The organism is Sphingomonas sp. M6A6_1c (assembly GCF_053345135.1).
On sequence record NZ_JBKEZO010000004.1, the window covers coordinates 420,673 to 437,344 of the forward strand.

The following is a 16,672-nucleotide window of genomic DNA, read 5'->3' on the forward strand; positions in this document are numbered from 1 at the left end:
GCCGTCCTGCTGCCACGGAAGACTTGCCAATTCCATACCGACGCGTCACCGGCGCACGGATATGACGTCGAATTCACCGCCCCGTCCGTCTCCCGACGCTCCGTTCGACATCGTCGGATTCGATCTCGACGGGACGCTGCTCGATACCAGCGGCGACCTCGCCGCGGCGGTCAACCATGCGCTCGCCTCGGTCGGGCGGGCACCGCTCGGCGTCGCGCAGGTCAAGCCGATGATCGGCGGCGGCGCGCGCCGCATGCTCGCGCAGGGCATGACGGCGACCGGCGGCTGCGACGAGGCGACGCTCGACGTGCTGCACCGGCGGCTGCTCGACCATTACGAGGCGCATATCGCCGATCTGACCCAGCCCTATCCGGGCGTGCTCGAGGCGCTGGATGCGCTCGCCGCACGCGGCGCGCGGCTGGCGGTGGTGACCAACAAGCTGGAGGGGCTGGCCCGCAAGCTGCTCGGCGCGCTCGATCTCACCGGCCGCTTCGCCTGCATCATCGGCGGCGACACGATGGGGCCGGGCAACGCCAAGCCCAGCCCCAAGCCGATCTACGAGATGCTGGCGCGCTGCGGCGGCGGCACCGCGGCGTTCGTCGGCGATTCGATCTTCGATATCGAGGCGGGCAAGGCGGCGGGCCTGCCGACGGTCGCCTGTTCGTTCGGCTTCCTGATGCAGCCGGTTGCGGACCTCGGCGCGGATGCGATCATCGACGGCTATGACGAACTGATCCCGACGCTGGAGCGGCTGGGACACCGACTCGGCGGCTAGCCCCGCCGCCACTTCGCCCAGAGGTGGCGCGCGAGCATCGCCGGCGGCATGCGCAGCCAGTGCGAGCGGACGTAGAAGGCCAGCCGCGTCGCCGGGCGGATCGGCCGGCCCCAGTCGTCGCGCGCGAGCAGCCGGCGCAGGTAGAGCGCGTCGCCCCGCGCCAGCGTACGATAGGCCGGATCGACCGGCGTCGCGAACACCCGGTGCGTGAGCCGCAACGCGCGTGCGACCTCGCGCGAAAGGCCGTGCTCCGCCGCCCGCGCCCGCGCGCCCTCGCTGCCGTGATCGTCGATCAGGCAGTGGATATCCCACAGGTTGCGCAGGCCACCCGCCAGGTCGCCATCGGCGAACAGATGCGCGGCGGCGTGAACCAGCATGTCGTCGGGCGACAGCACGGCAAGGCCGTTGCCGAGCGGCCGCGCCTGCGCCAGCAGCGCCGCCGCATCGGGTGTGATCCGCGCGGTGAGCGGCAGGATGGTATGGTGGACGTCGATCATCCGGTCGCGCGTGCGATGGATCAGCGGCGGCAGCTCGTGCATCCACCGCCGGTAATAGCTGTCGTCATAGGGATCGGGCTTGACCCATTCCCACCCCGCCGCGAGCAGCGCCGCCTCGACCGCGTCGAGCGACTCGCGCGGCACGAGGATGTCGAGATCGCCGATCGAGCGGCCGCGCCCGGCGAGCAGGCCGGCGGCGACGAACGCCGTCCCCTTGAGCAGCACCACCGGACATTCCAGTCCGGCGAGCGCACGCCGCGCCATATCCGCCTCCCACAAAGCGGCGCGGCGGCCGTTTTCGGCGGCGGCACGGGCATCGGCGAGCAGCAGCGCGACATCCTCGGGCAGCGGCAGGCCATCGAGGCGATAGGCGAGCGTGCCGAGCAATTGCTCCGCGCGCGCCGTCGTGACGAGGCCGATCCAGTCGGTGTCGAGCGCCAGCGACTGCGGGTCGGCGAGCGCGCGCGCGAGGATCAGAGCGTCCGCCACAACGCCTCCACCTGCGCGATCGCCGCCGCGCCGTCGGGATAGTCGATCGCGTGTGCCGGCGTCGCGCGCACCAGCCGGGTCAGCGCGCCGAACCCCGCCTCGCCGAGCGCGACGTAATTGGTCGACGCCTGGGTCAGCCGGACGAACGATTCCGACGGCCGCACGCCGCGCGTCTCCGCCGCGAAGCCGTGGCGCGGGTAGAGCAGCATCACCGGCGCCGCGGGCTCGTCCATCGCGCCGACCGCGAGCGCGTCGGGCACCATATGGCGGATGTCGCCCTTGGGCGTGCCGGTGAGCAGCGGCCCCAATTTGGCATCGGGCCGCGCGGCGATCGCGGCGGCGATCGCTTCGTTCTTGAGGCTGATGAGGCGCGGGAACGGGTGGACGAGTCCGGTCTCGGGATCGATCAGCGCGAATTCGTCGCTCATGAACCGCCAGCCGCGCGCCGCCAGCAGCGTCGCCAGCGTCGACTTGCCCGCAGCCGATTCGCCGGTGAGCAGCAGCGCGCGCCCGTCGCGCTCGACGCAGGCGGCGTGGAGCAGCAGATAGCGGCGGCCACCCAGCGCCAGTTGCAGGTTCATCGCCATTTCGGCGGCGAGCAGCCCCTGCGCGAGCGGCAGCGGCGCCGCCTCCGGCAGCGTATAGTCGCCGGCGATGCGGATCGACGGGCGCAGCCAGCGCCGCCACCAATGCGTCGCCTCCAGCCGTACGGTGAAATCGGGCAGATTGGGCGAGGGATAATAACGATAGAGTTCGCGCAAGGCGTCGATCGGCGCCCGCCAGTCGCTGCCGACGCGAAAGCCGATTGGGCCGATCCGCACGGTGAAGACGTGCCTCATAGAGCCTCGACCAGCCCCGCCGCGACCAGCTCGTCGAGCCGCGCCGCCAGCGCATCGCGGCTGGCGTCGGCGAGATCGTAGCGCTCGCCCAATCGGACCAGCAGCGTATCGAGATCGAGCGGCGTGTCGGCGAGCAACGCGACGATCTCGGGCGCGGGGCTGACCAGCAGATGCGTGATCCCGGACGGACGATGGAAGACGGCGGTGAAGGCGTCGAGTTCGGCGGTCAGCAGCGCCGCGTCGGCCGGGGCGCGGTAGCGCAAGGCGTCAGCCGCGCGGCATCTGCAACGAGGCAAAGCAGGTGAAGCCGCCCTGCCCGCGCTGCAACCTGCGGATATAGCTCACATAGGCGCGGTTGCTCTCATATGTCGTGCCGGGCAGTTGCGCGCCGGCGAGCGCACGCTTGACCTCTTCGCCCTTGAACGGGCGCGAGGCGGGCGGGAACGCGCCCTTGGTGCCGGGCGCGACGACGTTGCCCGCCGGATCGATGAAGCGGCCGGCGCGCCCCAGATCGGGCACCGGGATCTCGCAGGTCATCACCGAACCTGCGGTCTGCGCGAGCGCCGGACGGATCGAGACCACCGCACCGGCGGTCACCGCGCCGAGCATCAGGACGCGGCGCCGGGTGGCGACGGCGGCATCGTCCGGCTCCGCCGGTCCCGCCTGCGCTGGATTGTAGCCGTCGACCGGCGTTTCGTCACTCATGGCACCCCTGCTACCGCCACTGCCTTTCACATTCGCTAACCACTGGCAAGCGCAGGAAATGTGCGGTGCCGGGACGAAGGGGGAATTCCGGTGCGACGGTCGGGGTTGATGACGTCGCGGGGCTCCCGCCCTGCCCTCCCCCTCCGTCACGGCTTCGCCGCGCCACCTCCCCCTGGCGGGGGAGGAATTACGTCCGCCTCATACCTCCCCCGCCAAGGGGACGGGGACCGCTCGGCGTCAGCCGAGTGGTGGAGGGGGAGGATGGGGCGGGAGCCCGGCGGCTCGATCATCCCGAGGTCTGGGACCACATCCCCCCTCCCCGCCGCGGCCAAGCTCGGCTAGCCACGCGTCATGGCTTCCCGATTCGTCCAACGGCTCAGCGGCGCGCTGGGAATCGCCTTCGGCACCGGTGCGGGCGTGTTCCTCGTCGACGGGCGGCCCGACGGCGCCACGATCGCCTGCGTCGGCGCGGTGGCGGCGGCGCTGGCGGCGATGGGGCGCGGCGACCAGGGGATCGCCGCCGCGCGCCATGCCGGGCCGGATGCCAATGTGCTGCTCGGCGAGGTGCTCGACGTCATCGCCGAGCCGGTGCTGCTGGTCCGCGGCGGCGTCGTCACCTGCGCCAACACCGCGGCGCGCGCGCTGCTCGGCCGCCATATCGTCGGCGAGGACGTGCGTGTCGCGATCCGCCATCCCGCCGCCGCCGACCGGCTGACCTCGGGCGCGGCATTGCCCGGCCGGCCGGTCGAACTGGTCGGCCTCGGCACCCCCGACCAGCGCTGGGAAATGCGCACCGGCGAAACCGCCGACGGTGCGCGCATCGTCCATCTCGTCGACCAATCGGGCAATTACGCCGCCGAGAAGATGCGCGTCGATTTCGTCGCCAACGCCAGCCACGAATTGCGCACCCCGCTCGCCTCGATCCTCGGCTTCATCGAGACGCTCAACGAAGAGGCGGGCGAGGACCCGGGTCTGCGCCGTCGCTTCCTCGACGTGATGTTCGCCGAGGCGCGGCGGATGCAGCGGCTGGTCGAGGATCTGATCTCGCTCTCCCGGATCGAGGCGGAAAAATACCGGCTGCCCGGCGAACGGCTGTCGCTGAGCGAATTGCTCGAGGATGTCGCCGCCGAGATCGCCGCCGCGCACAGCCCGCGCGCGCAGGACGTCGGCGTGACCATCGAGCCGGACCTGCCCGAGGTCGTCGGCGACGAGGCGCAACTGTCGCAGTTGCTGCACAATCTGATCGGCAATGCGATGAAATACGGCCGGGCGGGGTCGCCGGTGACGGTGGTGCTGGGGCTCGATCCGTCGAACCTGCTGCGCCTCACCGTCAGCGACGAGGGCGAGGGCATCGCGCCGCAGCACATCCCGCGGCTGACCGAGCGTTTCTATCGCGTCGATCCCGGCCGCAGCCGCAGCGTCGGCGGCACCGGGCTCGGCCTCGCGATCGTCAAGCATATCGTCGAACGGCATCGCGGCCGGCTCGACATCGTCAGCCGGGTCGGAATCGGCACCAGCGTCACCGTCGCCTTGCCGCCGGCGGATGCGCTCGCCGAAGCCGGTGTCATCAAAGGGTAACGTAACCGTCACACAGGCGGATCGTGGCGACGTCGAGTCGCTCGCGGGGACATGATGCGCGTTCGAATTCTTGGCCCGCTGCTGATGTGGGCGCTCTGCCTCGCCGGCTGCCAGGATCAGGCGAACGGCGGCGGCGGCGGTGCGCGCGACCAGATCACCGCGGTGGGATCGTCGACCGTCTATCCGTTCACCACGCTCGTCGCCGAGACCTTCGTCGCCAACCAGCCCGATGCCAAGGCGCCGGTGATCGAATCGACCGGCACCGGCGCGGGGATGCGGCTGTTCTGCGCGGGGCTCGGCGCGGCGCATCCCGATATCGAGGATGCCTCGCGACGGATGAAGCGCAGCGAATATCGCATCTGCGCGCACAATGGCGTCGGCCCGATCATGGAGGTGCAGATCGGCATCGACGGCATCGCCTTCGCCGAGGCACGGCGACCCGCGGGGAGCGGACCGGGGATGATGCTGACCCCCGCCGATCTCTATCGCGCGCTCGCCGCGGCGCCGGGCGGCGTCGCCAACCGCGCGCGCGTCTGGCGCGACGTCAATCCGGCGCTGCCAGCGACGCCGATCCAGGTCTATGGCCCGCCCGCGACCAGCGGCACGCGCGACGCGCTCGCCGAACTGATCCTGACCCGCGGTTGCGAGGCGATCGATCCGCGTGCCAAGGCGCTCGCCCGCAGCGATCCGGAGGCGCACAAAATCCTGTGCACGCGGGTGCGCGAGGACGGCGCCTATGTCGACGCCGGCGAGAACGACAATCTGATCGTCCAGAAACTGGCCGCCAATCCCGATGCGATCGGCGTCTTCGGCTACAGCTATCTCGAACAGAATGCCGGCACGGTGGACGGCGTCGCGATCGACGGGGTCAAGCCGAGCTATGCGACGATCGCCGCCGGCGCCTATCCGGGGTCGCGCGCCCTGTACCTCTACGTCAAGATCGCGCATCTCAAGGCGATCCCCGGCCTCAAGGATTTCCTGCAAAGCTATACCCGCGCCTGGGGACCGGAGGGTCCGCTCGTCCGCCGCGGCCTGATCGCCGCGCCGCCGGCGATCCGCGCGAAGGCCGCCGCGGTGGTCGCGCACGAAACGCCGCTCGATCCGGCGGAGCTGCCGTCGTGATGCGCACTATGCTTCCCCCACCCACGCCGTCGCCCCGGACTCGTTCCTGGGTCCGCGCCGCGGCAAGGAGCACCGTACGAGCAGCGCGATGCTCCTGCGAAAGCAGGAGCAAACCAACGTCTGGCGCTCGGGACTCCTGGGCTCCTGCTTTCGCAGGAGCACTTGGGGAGTTTTGGACAGGTCTCGATCACGTCCGGGGCGACGGGATGGATGTGGCGGGCCGGGTGTCATGAGCGCGCTTGCCGTCGCCATCGTCGTGTTCGGGCTCGCGCTGATCGGCTGGCTTGCCGCGCGGATGCGCGCCGCGACGTTCCGCACGCCGGGACGCGCGCGGTTCACCGCCCTGCCCGTGCATTACGGCTATTTCGTCGCCGTCTGCGCGCTCGTTCCGCCGCTCGTCTTCCTCGCGATATGGAGCCTGACCGCACCGGCGCTGGTCACCGACGCGGTGCTCGCCACCCCCGCCGCGGCGGCACTGCCGCCACCGGGCTTCGAGCGCGCCTCGATCCTGTCGGAAGCGCGCGAGCTCGGCGCGGGGCGCGGCTATGGCGCGTTCCACGACCTCTCCGCCACGCTCGCCCCCGCTTATGCGACCGCGCAGACCCGCTACGACTGGATCGCCACCGTCATCGCCTTGCTGCTCGCCTTCGCCGGCGGCGGCCTCGCCTTCACGCGGGTGCGCCCCGATTTCGCCGCGCGGACGCAGGTCGAGCGCGTCGTCATGCTGCTGCTGCTCGCCGCGTCGCTGATCGCGATCCTCACCACGGTGGGTATCGTCGCGTCGTTGCTCTACGAATCGGCGCGTTTCTTCCGCATCGTGCCGATCGGCGACTTCCTGTTCGGCATGCACTGGAGCCCGCAGGTAATCGACGCGCGCGATCCCGGCGCCAGCCTCGGCGCGGTGCCCTTGTTCTGGGGCACCTTCTTCATCGGCGCGGTGATCGCGATGGCGGTGGCGATCCCGTTCGGGCTGATGAGCGCGATCTATCTCACCCAATATGCGCATGTCCGCACCCGCGCCTGGATGAAACCGGTGCTGGAGATGCTCGCCGGCGTGCCGACCGTCGTCTACGGCTATTTCGCGGCGCTCACCGTCGCCCCGGCGGTGCGCCAGCTCGGCGTCGCGCTCGGCGTGGCCAATGCCTCCTCGGAGAGCGCGCTGGCGGCGGGCGCGGTGATGGGGATCATGATCATCCCCTTCGTCTCGTCGATGGCGGACGATTCGATCGCCGCCGTCCCCGCCGCGATGCGCGACGGCAGCCTGGCGATGGGTGCGACCCAGTCGGAGACGATCCGCCGCGTCATCCTGCCCGCCGCGCTGCCCGGCGTCGTCGGCGGCATATTGCTCGCGGTCTCCCGAGCGATCGGCGAGACGATGATCGTCGTCATGGCGGCAAGCGGCGTCGCGACGCTCACCGCCAATCCCTTCGCCAGCACGACGACGGTCACCAAGCAGATCGTCGATCTGCTCACCGGCGAGGCGGAGTTCGACAGCGCCAAGACCCTCGCCGCCTTCGCGCTCGGCCTCACCTTGTTCGTCATCACGCTGGCGCTCAACATCGTCGCGCTGACCGTCGTCAAACGCTATCGGGAAGCCTATGAATAAGTCGCGCCTGCCCACCGACTGGACGGCGACGGCGGTGCAGCGGCGCACCCGGCGACGCTATGCGGCCGAGCGGCGGTTCCGGCTGATGGGCCTTGCCGCGGTGTGGCTGTCGGCGGCGTTCCTCGCCTTCCTGCTCGCGAGCATGGTGTGGGAGGGGCTGAGCGGATTCCGCCAGACGCGGATCGCGCTGCCGATCGACTTCGCCGCCGCGAAACTGGCGGTGACGCCGGCGCAATTGCACGGCCGCGGCGCCGATCTCGCGCTCGCCGGCGCGGGGCTGGAAAACGCGGTCGACGGCGCCGCGACGCGTGCGTTCGGGCCGGGTGGCGCGGACCTGATCTCGGACGGCGCCTGGCTGGTGGTGCGCGATGCGGTAAAGCGCGATCCGGCGCTGCTGCGCGGCCGCACGACGATCGCGGTGCCGGTGGCGAGCGCGATCGATGTCGCCGCCAAGCACGACGGCACCCCCGCCGCGGAGGCCGCGGTGGCGCGGTTGCAGGCACGCGGGCTGCTGACCACCAGCTGGAGCGGCGGCTTCCTCACCGCCGCCGATTCGACCGATCCGACCCGCGTCGGCATCTGGGGCGCGCTCAAGGGTTCGCTGCTGACGATGGCCGTCACGATCGTCCTCGCTTTCCCGATCGGCGTGCTCGCCGCGCTGTATCTCGAGGAATATGCGCCGCGGAACCGCTGGACCGACCTCATCGAGGTGTCGATCAACAATCTCGCCGCGGTGCCGTCGATCATCTTCGGCCTGCTCGGCCTCGCGGTGTTCCTCGGCACCTTCCATCTCCCCCGCTCGGCGCCGCTGGTCGGCGGGCTGACGCTGGCGCTGATGACGATGCCGGTGATCGTCATCACCGGCAGGAACGCGATCAAGGCAGTGCCGCCGTCGATCCGCGACGCCGCGCTCGCGGTCGGCGCCTCGCCGGTGCAGGTGGTGTTCGACCATGTGCTGCCGCTCGCGCTGCCCGGCATCCTGACCGGCACGATCATCGGCATGGCACGCGCGCTCGGCGAGACCGCGCCGCTGCTGATGATCGGCATGCGTGCCTTCATCGCCGCACCGCCGTCGCGGCTCACCGATCCCGCCACCGTGTTGCCGGTGCAGATCTTCCTGTGGTCGGACGATATCGACCGCGGCTTCGTCGAGAAGACCTCGGCGGCGATCATCGTGCTGCTCGTCGTGCTGCTCGCGATGAACGGGCTCGCCATCTATCTCCGCAACAGATTCGAGACCCGCTGGTGACCCCGAAGATTTCCGCCCGTGACATCAGCGTCTTCTACGGCGCCAAACAGGCGATCGACCACGTCTCGATCGACGTCGACCAGGACAATGTCCTCGCCTTCATCGGCCCGTCGGGCTGCGGCAAGTCGACCTTCCTGCGCACGCTCAACCGGATGAACGACACCGTCGCGTCGGCGCGCGTCACCGGCGAGATCCTGCTCGACGGCGAGGACATCTACGCCAGCGGCATGGACGTCGTGCAGCTGCGCGCGCGCGTCGGCATGGTGTTCCAGAAGCCCAATCCCTTCCCCAAGTCGATCTACGAGAACGTCGCCTACGGCCCGCGCATCCACGGTCTCGCCACCGCGCGCGCCGATCTCGATGCGCTGGTCGAGCAATCGCTGCGCCGCGCGGGCCTGTGGGACGAGGTCAAGGACCGCCTGTCGGACAGCGGCACCGCGCTGTCGGGCGGCCAGCAGCAGCGCCTGTGCATCGCCCGCGCGATCGCGGTTGAACCCGAGGTGATCCTGATGGACGAGCCGTGCAGCGCGCTCGACCCGATCGCCACCGCCAAGATCGAGGAGCTGATCCACGAACTGAAGGGCCGCTATGCGATCGTGATCGTCACGCACAACATGCAGCAGGCGGCGCGCGTCTCGCAACAGACCGCCTTCTTCCACCTCGGCCAGTTGGTCGAATTCGGCGCGACCAGCGACATCTTCACCAATCCGCGGGAAGAGCGCACCCGCGATTACATCACCGGCCGCTACGGCTGAGAGGACGGACATGCCAATGGATCATACCGTCAAGGCATTCGATGCCGATATCGGCCAGCTGCGGGGTATGATCTCGCAGATGGGCGGTCTGGCCGAGGATGCCATCGCGCAGGCGATGCAGGCGCTCGCCCGCCCCGATCCCGCGCTCGCCGCGCGCGTCCGCGCCGACGACAAGGCGATCGACGCGATCGAGGCGGAGGTCGAGCGGCTCGCGGTGCGGATCATCGCGCTGCGCGCGCCGATGGCGGTCGACCTGCGCGAGGTCGTCGCCGCGCTCAAGATCGCCGCGGTGGTCGAGCGGATCGGCGACTATGCCAAGAACATCGCCAAGCGCGTGCCGCTGATCGAGGCCGCCAACGAGGGCGGCGGGCATCGCATCGAGCCGATCTCGCTGTTGCCGTCCATGGCGCGGATGGCGAGCGACATGGTCCGCAACGCGCTCGACGCCTTCGCCGCGCGCGATGCGGAGGCGGCGGTGCGCGTCGTCCACAGCGATGCCGCGCTCGACGATTTCTACGACAGCATCTTCCGCACCCTCGTCACCTACATGGTCGAGAACCCGCGCACGATCAGCCAGGTCGCGCACCTGCTGTTCGTCGCCAAGAACCTGGAGAGGATCGGCGACCACGCGACCAACGTCGCCGAAATGGTCTATTTCGCCGCAACCGGCACCCAGATGGCCGACCGCGACCGCGGCGGCCCGGACAAGGACATACGCTGATGGCCCGCGCCTCCATGCTGCTGGTCGAGGACGATGCTGCCCTCGCCGAATTGCTCATCTATCACTTCAAGCGCGAGGATTTCGACGTCGCGCATACCCCCGACGGCGAGGAGGCGCTGCTGCTCGCCAAGGAGAAGGCGCCCGACATCGTCCTGCTCGACTGGATGGTCGAGGGGCTCTCGGGCATCGAGGTCTGCCGCCGCCTGCGCCGGATGACCGAAACGCAGAACGTGCCGATCATCATGCTGACCGCACGCGGCGAGGAGGAGGACCGCATCCGCGGGCTGGAGACGGGCGCCGACGATTACGTCACCAAGCCCTTCTCCCCGCGCGAACTCGTCGCGCGGGTCAGCGCGGTGCTGCGCCGCGTGCGGCCCGCGCTGGCCGGCGAGGCGCTGACCTATGACGACATCGAGATGGACACGGTCGGCCACAAGGTCCGCCGCTCGGGCGAGGTCGTGCCGCTGGGGCCGACCGAATTCCGGCTGCTCAAGCATTTCCTCGAGCATCCCGGCTGGGTGTTCAGCCGCGAGCGCCTGCTCGACGCGGTCTGGGGCCACGACAGCGACATCGAGAGCCGCACCGTCGACGTCCACATCCGCCGCCTGCGCAAGGCGATCAACATCGGCAACCGTCCCGACCTGATCCGCACCGTCCGCTCGGCGGGCTATTCGCTCGATTCGGGGGCCTGACGGGGGGAACGATGCTGGAGTGACGTGCGACTGATGCCGTTGCAGTCGATTCTCCATAGCCCCGCGTCGCCCGAAATAGAATCGGACGCGAAACGATGGATAAAAGTCCGCATTGGGACGTTGGGCGCAGGCGTTGACACAAGATGACGCATGAGATTCGATAGGAGATCCCGCGATGAAGCTCATTCTGCTGGCCGCCACGGCCCTGATCGCTGCCCCCGTCCTGGCGCAGACCACCCCGGCGCCGACCGACGCCCAGACGACCGCGCCGGCTGATCCCGCCGCCCCAGCCGATCCCGCCGCGGCTCCTGCCGATCCTGCGGCCGCGCCGGCGCCCACCGATCCCGCTGCAGCCCCCGCGCCCACGCCGCAGGCGAGCACGCCCGCCCCCGCTTCGACCGGCGGCGCGACCCCGGCCGGCGGCTATGCGCCGAGCGGTTCGGCAGTCAGCGGCGGTACGCCCGGTGCCAGCCTGCCGCCGGTGTTCCGTCCCGCGCCGAGCCCCGACCAGGCCTTCCCGGCGCCCGCGCCGCTCGCCAAATATCCGGTCTGCAAGAAGGGCCAATACGATCAGTGCATCCAGCGCGGCGGCAAGAAGTAAGCCGGTGCGGCGGCTGGCATGACCGGTTGCCAGATGCCACTTAACGTTTAGGGAAAGGCGCTCCATCACCACGAGGAGCGCCTTTTCCATGTCCCCCATCCGCTTCGACGGCCGCGTGGCCATCGTCACCGGCGCCGGCGGCGGCCTCGGTCGCCATTATGCGCTCGACCTCGCCCGGCGCGGCGCGCGCGTCGTGGTCAACGACCTCGGCGGGGCGCGGGACGGCACCGGCCATAGCGACGCCGCGCTCGCCGTGGTCGAGGAGATCCGCGCCGCCGGCGGCGAGGCGATGTCCAACGGCGGCAACGTCGCCGAATACGAGCAGATGGCCGATATGGTGACGCAGGCGAAGGCGGCCTGGGGCGGTGTCCATATCCTGATCAACAATGCCGGCGTCCTGCGCGACAAAACCTTTGCCAAGATGGAGCCGGCGGATTTCGAATTCGTCGTCCGCGTCCACCTGCTCGGTTCCGCCTTCGCCACCAAGGCCTGCTGGGAGACGTTCCGCGAACAGAATTACGGCCGCGTGCTGATGACCTCGTCGTCGAGCGGCCTGTTCGGCAATTTCGGCCAGGCGAATTACGGCGCGGCAAAGCTCGGCCTCGCCGGCCTGACCAAGACGCTGGCGATCGAGGGCGCGAAGCACGACATCCGCGTCAACACGCTCGCCCCCACCGCCGGCACGCGGATGACCGAGGACCTGTTCCCCGCCGCGGCCTTCCAGGCCTTCGCCCCCGAAAAGGTCGCGCCGGGCGCGCTCTATCTCGTCAGCGAGGACGCGCCGACCAATGTCATTCTCGGCGCCGGCGCGGGCGCGTTCCAGGCCTCGTACGTGACGCTGACCCCCGGCGCGTTGCTCACCGGCGACGATCTGTCCCCCGAAGGCGTCGCCGCGCACTGGGCGGCGATCACCGACCGCACCGGCGAGATCGTGCCGAAGACCGGCGCTGAACAGGCGATGACGATCGGCGCCTTGCTGCAGGGCAGATGAGGGCTCGTCCATCCGCCATTCGGGCGAACGCGGGACCTCCCCAACACTCCTGATGTACCCCGGCCTCCGCCGGGGTACATGTTCGTGCGTACCGGCCGGCTTTCGCAGAAGGCTCGCAGGATGAAGTGACGTGCGTGTATTGAATAGATAACACACGCCTGATACGTTCCACATCCGCAACGGGGGGAACGACCATGTACAGCGAAAGCGACATAGACGCGGCGGTGAGCGCGGGCGCGATCACGCCGGCGGCGGCCGCGGCGCTGCGCGCGCATGTTGCCGCGCGCCACGCGACGCCGGCGGTGGACGAGGAGCATTTCCGGCTGCTCACCGGCTTCAACGACATCTTCGTGTCGATCGCGCTCGTCCTGCTGCTCGTCGCGCTTGGCCAGATCGGCGGATCGATCGCCAAGCCGTTCGGCGGGCTGTTGCTCGCCGCGGCGTCCTGGGGCCTGGCGGAATATTTCACCGCGCGCCGCCGCATGGCGCTGCCGAGCATCCTGCTGTTGCTCACCTTCGTCGGCGGCATCGGCTGGGCGCTGGTCGGCGTGATGATGACCGTCGCGCCGCACCTCGGCGATCGCGCCACCGCGCTGGTCGCGGCGGGAGTCGCATCGTGCATGGCGGGCGGCGCGTGGCTGCACTGGCGGCGGTTCATGGTGCCGATCACGGTCGCGGCGGGGGCGGCGGCACTGACCGGCACCGGCATTGCCCTGGTGCTCGCGGCCTTTCCCGATATCGAGGCGGCGAAATGGCCGCTGCTCCTCGTCGGCGGCATCGCGGTCTTCGCCTTCGCGATGCGCTGGGACATGAGCGACACCGAACGCCGGACGCGCCGCGCCGACGTCGCCTTCTGGCTGCATCTCACCGCGGCGCCGATGATCGCGCATTCGATCTTCCAGATGCTCGGCGTATTCCGCGGCGACATCGGCGCGGGCATGGCGATCGTGGTGCTGGCGCTCTACGTCGGCTTCGCCGGCATCGCGCTCGCGGTGGACCGCCGCGCGCTGCTGGTGTCGGGCCTCGCCTACGTGCTGGCGGCGCTCTACGCGCTGTTCCGCAGCGCCGGCGCGATCGAATTGGGCGCGGCGCTGACCGCCTTCGTCATCGGTTCGGCGCTGCTCAGCCTGTCGGCCTTCTGGCAGCCGATGCGACGCGCGCTGGTCGACCGCCTGCCGGAGTCGCTGCGCCTGCGATTGCCGCCGGTGCACGCCGCCTGACGGGGGAAGAACGGGGCGGCCGTCAGGCCGCCCGTGGCGTCACTCCACCAGCTTCATCAGCCGGCGCTCGACCGGGGCCAGCACCGGGCCAAGCTCGTGGCCGCGCTTCAGCACCACGCCCTGTTCGCCGATCAGCGCCCACATCCCCTGTTTGCCGCGCAACGCCGGGCGTTTCTCGATGCGGAACTCGGGACGTTCGGCGGCACGGCGGAAGGCGGCGAAGACCGCGGCGTCCTTGCCGAGTTCCAGCGCATAGTCCTTCCAATGACCCGCGGCGACCATCCGGCCGTAGAGATCGAGGATGCGGTTGAGTTCGAGCCGCTCGAAGCCGATTTGCGACGGCTTGCCGGCATGCGGAAACGGAGTGACGATACCCATCAGGCGCGATCACGCTCCGCTTCGGGCAATTGTTCCCCAAGCAGCGCATCGAGCCGCTTGCGCAACGATTCCAGCTCGCAGCGCATGATCTCCATCTTCTGCGTCGCGGGATCGAACATGTCGCTGCACGGCGTGCCATAAGGGACGAACCGCGCCGGCGTCGTCGCGGCGCCGCCCTCCACCATCGTCGCGCGCGCGGGGATGCCGACCATCACCGCGCCTTCGGGCACGTCGCGCGTCACCACCGCATTCGCGCCGACGCGCGCGCGGGTCGCGACCAGGATCGGGCCGAGCACCTGCGCGCCCGATCCGATGATCACGCCATCGGCCAGTGTCGGGTGGCGCTTGCCGGCGACGCCATTGTCGGGACTGGTCCCGCCGAGCGTCACGCATTGGTAGATGGTGACGTCGTCGCCGATCTCCGCCGTTTCGCCGATCACGACGAAACCGTGGTCGATGAAGAAGTTGCGGCCGATGGTCGCACCGGGATGGATGTCGATCGCGGTCCAGGCGCGGGCGATGTGGTTGACCAGCCGGGCGAGGAAGAACAGGCGGCGCCGGTAGAGGGCATGCGCAATGCGATGAAGCCCGACTGCCCAAACGCCGGGATAAAGCAGGATTTCGGCGCGCGAATGCGGAGCCGGATCGCGGGCCTTGATCGAATCCAGATAGGCGGCCAAGCGTCCGAACATGCGCCAACGTCTCCCGAGCAGATGCGCGAATGTAGCCTCTCGTTGGGCAAATTGCCATGCCCGGCCCGCGAAGCTTGGGTGCGACAAAGCCCAGCTTTGTTGTAGGATTTGGCGCCACCGTGCACGATGAGAGCGATAGCGGGTAATCTCGAACCCGACATTCTGCCGGAGAGACGATTGCCGATGCCCGACTTCCTCCTCGCCATCGACTGGACCCAGGTGCTGCCGTTCATCGCGATCGGCTTCGCGGCGCAGGTGGTCGACGGCGCCCTCGGCATGGCGTTCGGCGTGATCAATTCGACCTTGCTGGTGACGGTGATGGGCGTGCCGCCGGCGGTCGCCTCCGCCAGCGTCCATGCGGTCGAGACCTTCACCACCGCCGCCTCCGGGATCAGCCACATCGCGCATCGCAACGTCGACTGGAAGCTGTTCCGCCGGCTGGTGATCCCCGGCGTGATCGGTGCGGCGCTCGGCGCGACGTTGCTCAGCAACGTCGACGCCTCGATCGCCAAGCCGTTCGTGATGGCCTATCTCGCCTGTATCGGCCTCTATCTGCTGTTCCGCGCGGTGAAGGGCCGGATCGAGCCGCGGACGCCCAAGGTGATCGCGCCGCTCGGCCTCGTCGGTGGTTTCCTCGATGCGGCGGGTGGCGGCGGCTGGGGGCCGGTCGTCACCTCCAACCTGCTGATCCAGGGCGCGACGCCGCGGCATACGATCGGCACCGTCAACACCGCGGAATTCTTCCTCACCGCGACCGCCTCGATCACCTTCTTCATCGCGCTCGGCTGGTCGGCGTTCACGCTGCACACGCTCGGCATCCTGATTGGCGGGCTCGTCGCCGCGCCGCTCGGCGGCATCCTCGCCAAGCGCGTACCGACTCGCGGACTGATGGCGATGGTCGGCGTTCTGCTGACCCTGACCAGCGCCTGGTCGATCTACGCCGCACTCGCGAAATAAATCCGACGCGACCGCAGCACGATTAAATACGCACAAACACGCGGCTTTTGCCCTTTGATCGGCCCATTCGATCACAGGATGCGAACAGATTGATTTTGCACTGCGGCATGAGCGCCTATATCCGGTCCACGTCATTCAACCGGAGACCCGACATGGCCCTCATCGGCAGCAAACTGAAGCCGTTCACCACGCAGGCCTATAAGGAAGGCAAGTTCGTCAGCGTCAGCGACACCGACGTGCTGGGCAAGTGGGCAGTCTTCTTCTTCTACCCGGCCGACTTCACCTTCGTCTGCCCGACCGAGCTGGAAGACCTCGCCGACGTCTATCCGACGCTTCAGAAGATGGGCGTCGAAGTGTACAGCGTCTCGACCGACACGCACTTCAGCCACAAGGCGTGGCACGACAGCTCGCCGGCGATCGGCAAGATCAACTATTTCATGCTGGGCGACCAGAACCACAGCATCAGCAATAATTTCGAGATCCTGCGCGAAGGCCAGGGCCTCGCCGATCGCGGCACCTTCGTGGTCGATCCCGAGGGCGTGATCCAGCTGATCGAAGTGACCTCGGAAGGCGTCGGCCGCAACGCCGCCGAGCTGCTCCGCAAGATCAAGGCCGCGCAATATATCGCCGCGCATCCGGGCGAAGTCTGCCCGGCGAAGTGGGAAGAGGGTGAGGAAACGCTCGCCCCCAGCCTCGACCTCGTCGGCAAGATCTAAGCGAATCCCTGCCCCTCCCCGTGGCAGGTGATCGCGGCCCGGGGTGGTTCCCTCCGCCCCGGGCCGCTTGTTTTCGAAGACGCATATTT

Annotated in this window: 19 protein-coding genes; 13 read left to right on the forward strand and 6 right to left on the reverse strand. The window is 69.3% G+C overall.

Annotated features, from left to right (window positions below; all coding sequences use genetic code 11):
• The first annotated feature begins 61 nt into the window (after nt 1-61).
• Complete coding sequence (locus tag ACLBWH_RS10680; protein WP_447798689.1) at nt 62-775, forward strand: HAD-IA family hydrolase; 714 nt, start codon at nt 62-64, stop codon at nt 773-775.
• Here ACLBWH_RS10680 and ACLBWH_RS10685 read toward each other — a convergent pair.
• From ACLBWH_RS10685 to ACLBWH_RS10700, 4 genes are read right to left on the reverse strand one after another with little or no spacing between them, the layout of a single operon-like run.
• Nucleotides 772-1,761 carry a nucleotidyltransferase domain-containing protein gene (locus ACLBWH_RS10685; protein ID WP_447798691.1) on the reverse strand — a complete coding sequence of 330 codons (990 nt, stop codon included), beginning with the start codon at nt 1,759-1,761 and terminating at the stop codon, nt 772-774. The two genes, ACLBWH_RS10680 and ACLBWH_RS10685, sit on opposite strands and share 4 nt — an antisense overlap.
• Nucleotides 1,746-2,600, reverse strand: coding sequence for an HprK-related kinase A (locus ACLBWH_RS10690; RefSeq protein ID WP_447798693.1), 855 nt, complete (start codon nt 2,598-2,600; stop codon nt 1,746-1,748). Before ACLBWH_RS10690 ends, ACLBWH_RS10685 begins: the two co-directional genes overlap by 16 nt.
• Complete coding sequence (locus ACLBWH_RS10695) at nt 2,597-2,863, reverse strand: HPr-rel-A system PqqD family peptide chaperone (RefSeq protein ID WP_322850174.1); 267 nt, start codon at nt 2,861-2,863, stop codon at nt 2,597-2,599. The genes ACLBWH_RS10690 and ACLBWH_RS10695 overlap by 4 nt, the downstream gene beginning before the upstream one ends.
• A 4-nt stretch (nt 2,864-2,867) precedes the next feature.
• The gene (locus ACLBWH_RS10700) at nt 2,868-3,305 is read right to left on the reverse strand and encodes a hypothetical protein (RefSeq protein ID WP_322850175.1); all 438 of its coding nucleotides are present in this window, start codon (nt 3,303-3,305) and stop codon (nt 2,868-2,870) included.
• Between the two features lie 351 nt (nt 3,306-3,656).
• Here ACLBWH_RS10700 and ACLBWH_RS10705 point away from each other — a divergent pair, with 351 nt between their 5' ends.
• The 10 genes from ACLBWH_RS10705 to ACLBWH_RS10750 all read left to right on the forward strand — a co-directional run bounded on the left by ACLBWH_RS10705 (nt 3,657) and on the right by ACLBWH_RS10750 (nt 13,840).
• Nucleotides 3,657-4,883, forward strand: coding sequence for a sensor histidine kinase (locus ACLBWH_RS10705; protein ID WP_447798695.1), 1,227 nt, complete (start codon nt 3,657-3,659; stop codon nt 4,881-4,883).
• A 54-nt stretch (nt 4,884-4,937) separates the two neighbouring features.
• Nucleotides 4,938-6,005, forward strand: a complete 1,068-nt coding sequence (locus ACLBWH_RS10710) for a substrate-binding domain-containing protein (RefSeq protein WP_447798697.1) — start codon at nt 4,938-4,940, stop codon at nt 6,003-6,005.
• Nucleotides 6,006-6,234: 229 nt separating this feature from the next.
• Nucleotides 6,235-7,611 carry a phosphate ABC transporter permease subunit PstC gene (gene pstC / locus ACLBWH_RS10715; protein WP_322850178.1) on the forward strand — a complete coding sequence of 459 codons (1,377 nt, stop codon included), beginning with the start codon at nt 6,235-6,237 and terminating at the stop codon, nt 7,609-7,611.
• On the forward strand, nt 7,604-8,860 hold the full coding sequence (pstA, locus tag ACLBWH_RS10720; protein ID WP_447798699.1) for a phosphate ABC transporter permease PstA: 1,257 nt from the start codon (nt 7,604-7,606) through the stop codon (nt 8,858-8,860). The genes pstC and pstA overlap by 8 nt, the downstream gene beginning before the upstream one ends.
• On the forward strand, nt 8,854-9,615 hold the full coding sequence (gene pstB, locus ACLBWH_RS10725) for a phosphate ABC transporter ATP-binding protein PstB (RefSeq protein WP_447798827.1): 762 nt from the start codon (nt 8,854-8,856) through the stop codon (nt 9,613-9,615). The genes pstA and pstB overlap by 7 nt, the downstream gene beginning before the upstream one ends.
• Nucleotides 9,616-9,631: 16 nt before the next feature.
• Nucleotides 9,632-10,336, forward strand: coding sequence for a phosphate signaling complex protein PhoU (phoU, locus tag ACLBWH_RS10730; RefSeq protein WP_322850181.1), 705 nt, complete (start codon nt 9,632-9,634; stop codon nt 10,334-10,336).
• Entirely contained in the window at nt 10,336-11,028 is a 693-nt protein-coding gene (gene phoB / locus ACLBWH_RS10735) for a phosphate regulon transcriptional regulator PhoB (RefSeq protein ID WP_322850182.1), read from the forward strand. The genes phoU and phoB overlap by 1 nt, the downstream gene beginning before the upstream one ends.
• Before the next feature lie 175 nt (nt 11,029-11,203).
• Nucleotides 11,204-11,629, forward strand: a complete 426-nt coding sequence (locus ACLBWH_RS10740) for a hypothetical protein (RefSeq protein ID WP_447798700.1) — start codon at nt 11,204-11,206, stop codon at nt 11,627-11,629.
• Nucleotides 11,630-11,717: 88 nt separating this feature from the next.
• A complete protein-coding gene (locus ACLBWH_RS10745; RefSeq protein ID WP_322850184.1) occupies nt 11,718-12,620 on the forward strand; it encodes an SDR family NAD(P)-dependent oxidoreductase in 903 nt (300 codons plus the stop codon).
• Between the two features lie 194 nt (nt 12,621-12,814).
• Nucleotides 12,815-13,840 carry a hypothetical protein gene (locus ACLBWH_RS10750; protein WP_447798701.1) on the forward strand — a complete coding sequence of 342 codons (1,026 nt, stop codon included), beginning with the start codon at nt 12,815-12,817 and terminating at the stop codon, nt 13,838-13,840.
• Between the two features lie 39 nt (nt 13,841-13,879).
• Here the strand turns inward: ACLBWH_RS10750 and ACLBWH_RS10755 are convergent, their stop codons facing one another.
• Together ACLBWH_RS10755 and epsC are read right to left on the reverse strand one after the other, a co-directional pair.
• Entirely contained in the window at nt 13,880-14,218 is a 339-nt protein-coding gene (locus ACLBWH_RS10755; RefSeq protein WP_447798702.1) for a DUF2794 domain-containing protein, read from the reverse strand.
• Nucleotides 14,218-14,910, reverse strand: coding sequence for a serine O-acetyltransferase EpsC (gene epsC, locus ACLBWH_RS10760; RefSeq protein WP_447798704.1), 693 nt, complete (start codon nt 14,908-14,910; stop codon nt 14,218-14,220). Before epsC ends, ACLBWH_RS10755 begins: the two co-directional genes overlap by 1 nt.
• A gap of 183 nt (nt 14,911-15,093) precedes the next feature.
• Here epsC and ACLBWH_RS10765 point away from each other — a divergent pair, with 183 nt between their 5' ends.
• On the forward strand, nt 15,094-15,867 hold the full coding sequence (locus tag ACLBWH_RS10765; RefSeq protein ID WP_447798706.1) for a sulfite exporter TauE/SafE family protein: 774 nt from the start codon (nt 15,094-15,096) through the stop codon (nt 15,865-15,867).
• 152 nt (nt 15,868-16,019) lie between these two features.
• Complete coding sequence (ahpC, locus tag ACLBWH_RS10770) at nt 16,020-16,583, forward strand: alkyl hydroperoxide reductase subunit C (RefSeq protein WP_322850189.1); 564 nt, start codon at nt 16,020-16,022, stop codon at nt 16,581-16,583.
• Nucleotides 16,584-16,672: the final 89 nt, after the last annotated feature.

Coding starts and splice junctions, on each gene's coding strand:
- ACLBWH_RS10680 (WP_447798689.1), top strand. CDS start 62: ATGACGTCGAATTCACCGCCCCGTCCGTCTCCCGACGCTCCGTTCGAC.
- ACLBWH_RS10690 (WP_447798693.1), bottom strand. CDS start 2,600: ATGAGGCACGTCTTCACCGTGCGGATCGGCCCAATCGGCTTTCGCGTC.
- ACLBWH_RS10700 (WP_322850175.1), bottom strand. CDS start 3,305: ATGAGTGACGAAACGCCGGTCGACGGCTACAATCCAGCGCAGGCGGGA.
- ACLBWH_RS10705 (WP_447798695.1), top strand. CDS start 3,657: ATGGCTTCCCGATTCGTCCAACGGCTCAGCGGCGCGCTGGGAATCGCC.
- ACLBWH_RS10710 (WP_447798697.1), top strand. CDS start 4,938: ATGCGCGTTCGAATTCTTGGCCCGCTGCTGATGTGGGCGCTCTGCCTC.
- pstC (WP_322850178.1), top strand. CDS start 6,235: ATGAGCGCGCTTGCCGTCGCCATCGTCGTGTTCGGGCTCGCGCTGATC.
- pstA (WP_447798699.1), top strand. CDS start 7,604: ATGAATAAGTCGCGCCTGCCCACCGACTGGACGGCGACGGCGGTGCAG.
- phoU (WP_322850181.1), top strand. CDS start 9,632: ATGGATCATACCGTCAAGGCATTCGATGCCGATATCGGCCAGCTGCGG.
- phoB (WP_322850182.1), top strand. CDS start 10,336: ATGGCCCGCGCCTCCATGCTGCTGGTCGAGGACGATGCTGCCCTCGCC.
- ACLBWH_RS10740 (WP_447798700.1), top strand. CDS start 11,204: ATGAAGCTCATTCTGCTGGCCGCCACGGCCCTGATCGCTGCCCCCGTC.
- ACLBWH_RS10745 (WP_322850184.1), top strand. CDS start 11,718: ATGTCCCCCATCCGCTTCGACGGCCGCGTGGCCATCGTCACCGGCGCC.
- ACLBWH_RS10750 (WP_447798701.1), top strand. CDS start 12,815: ATGTACAGCGAAAGCGACATAGACGCGGCGGTGAGCGCGGGCGCGATC.
- ACLBWH_RS10755 (WP_447798702.1), bottom strand. CDS start 14,218: ATGGGTATCGTCACTCCGTTTCCGCATGCCGGCAAGCCGTCGCAAATC.
- epsC (WP_447798704.1), bottom strand. CDS start 14,910: ATGTTCGGACGCTTGGCCGCCTATCTGGATTCGATCAAGGCCCGCGAT.
- ACLBWH_RS10765 (WP_447798706.1), top strand. CDS start 15,094: ATGCCCGACTTCCTCCTCGCCATCGACTGGACCCAGGTGCTGCCGTTC.
- ahpC (WP_322850189.1), top strand. CDS start 16,020: ATGGCCCTCATCGGCAGCAAACTGAAGCCGTTCACCACGCAGGCCTAT.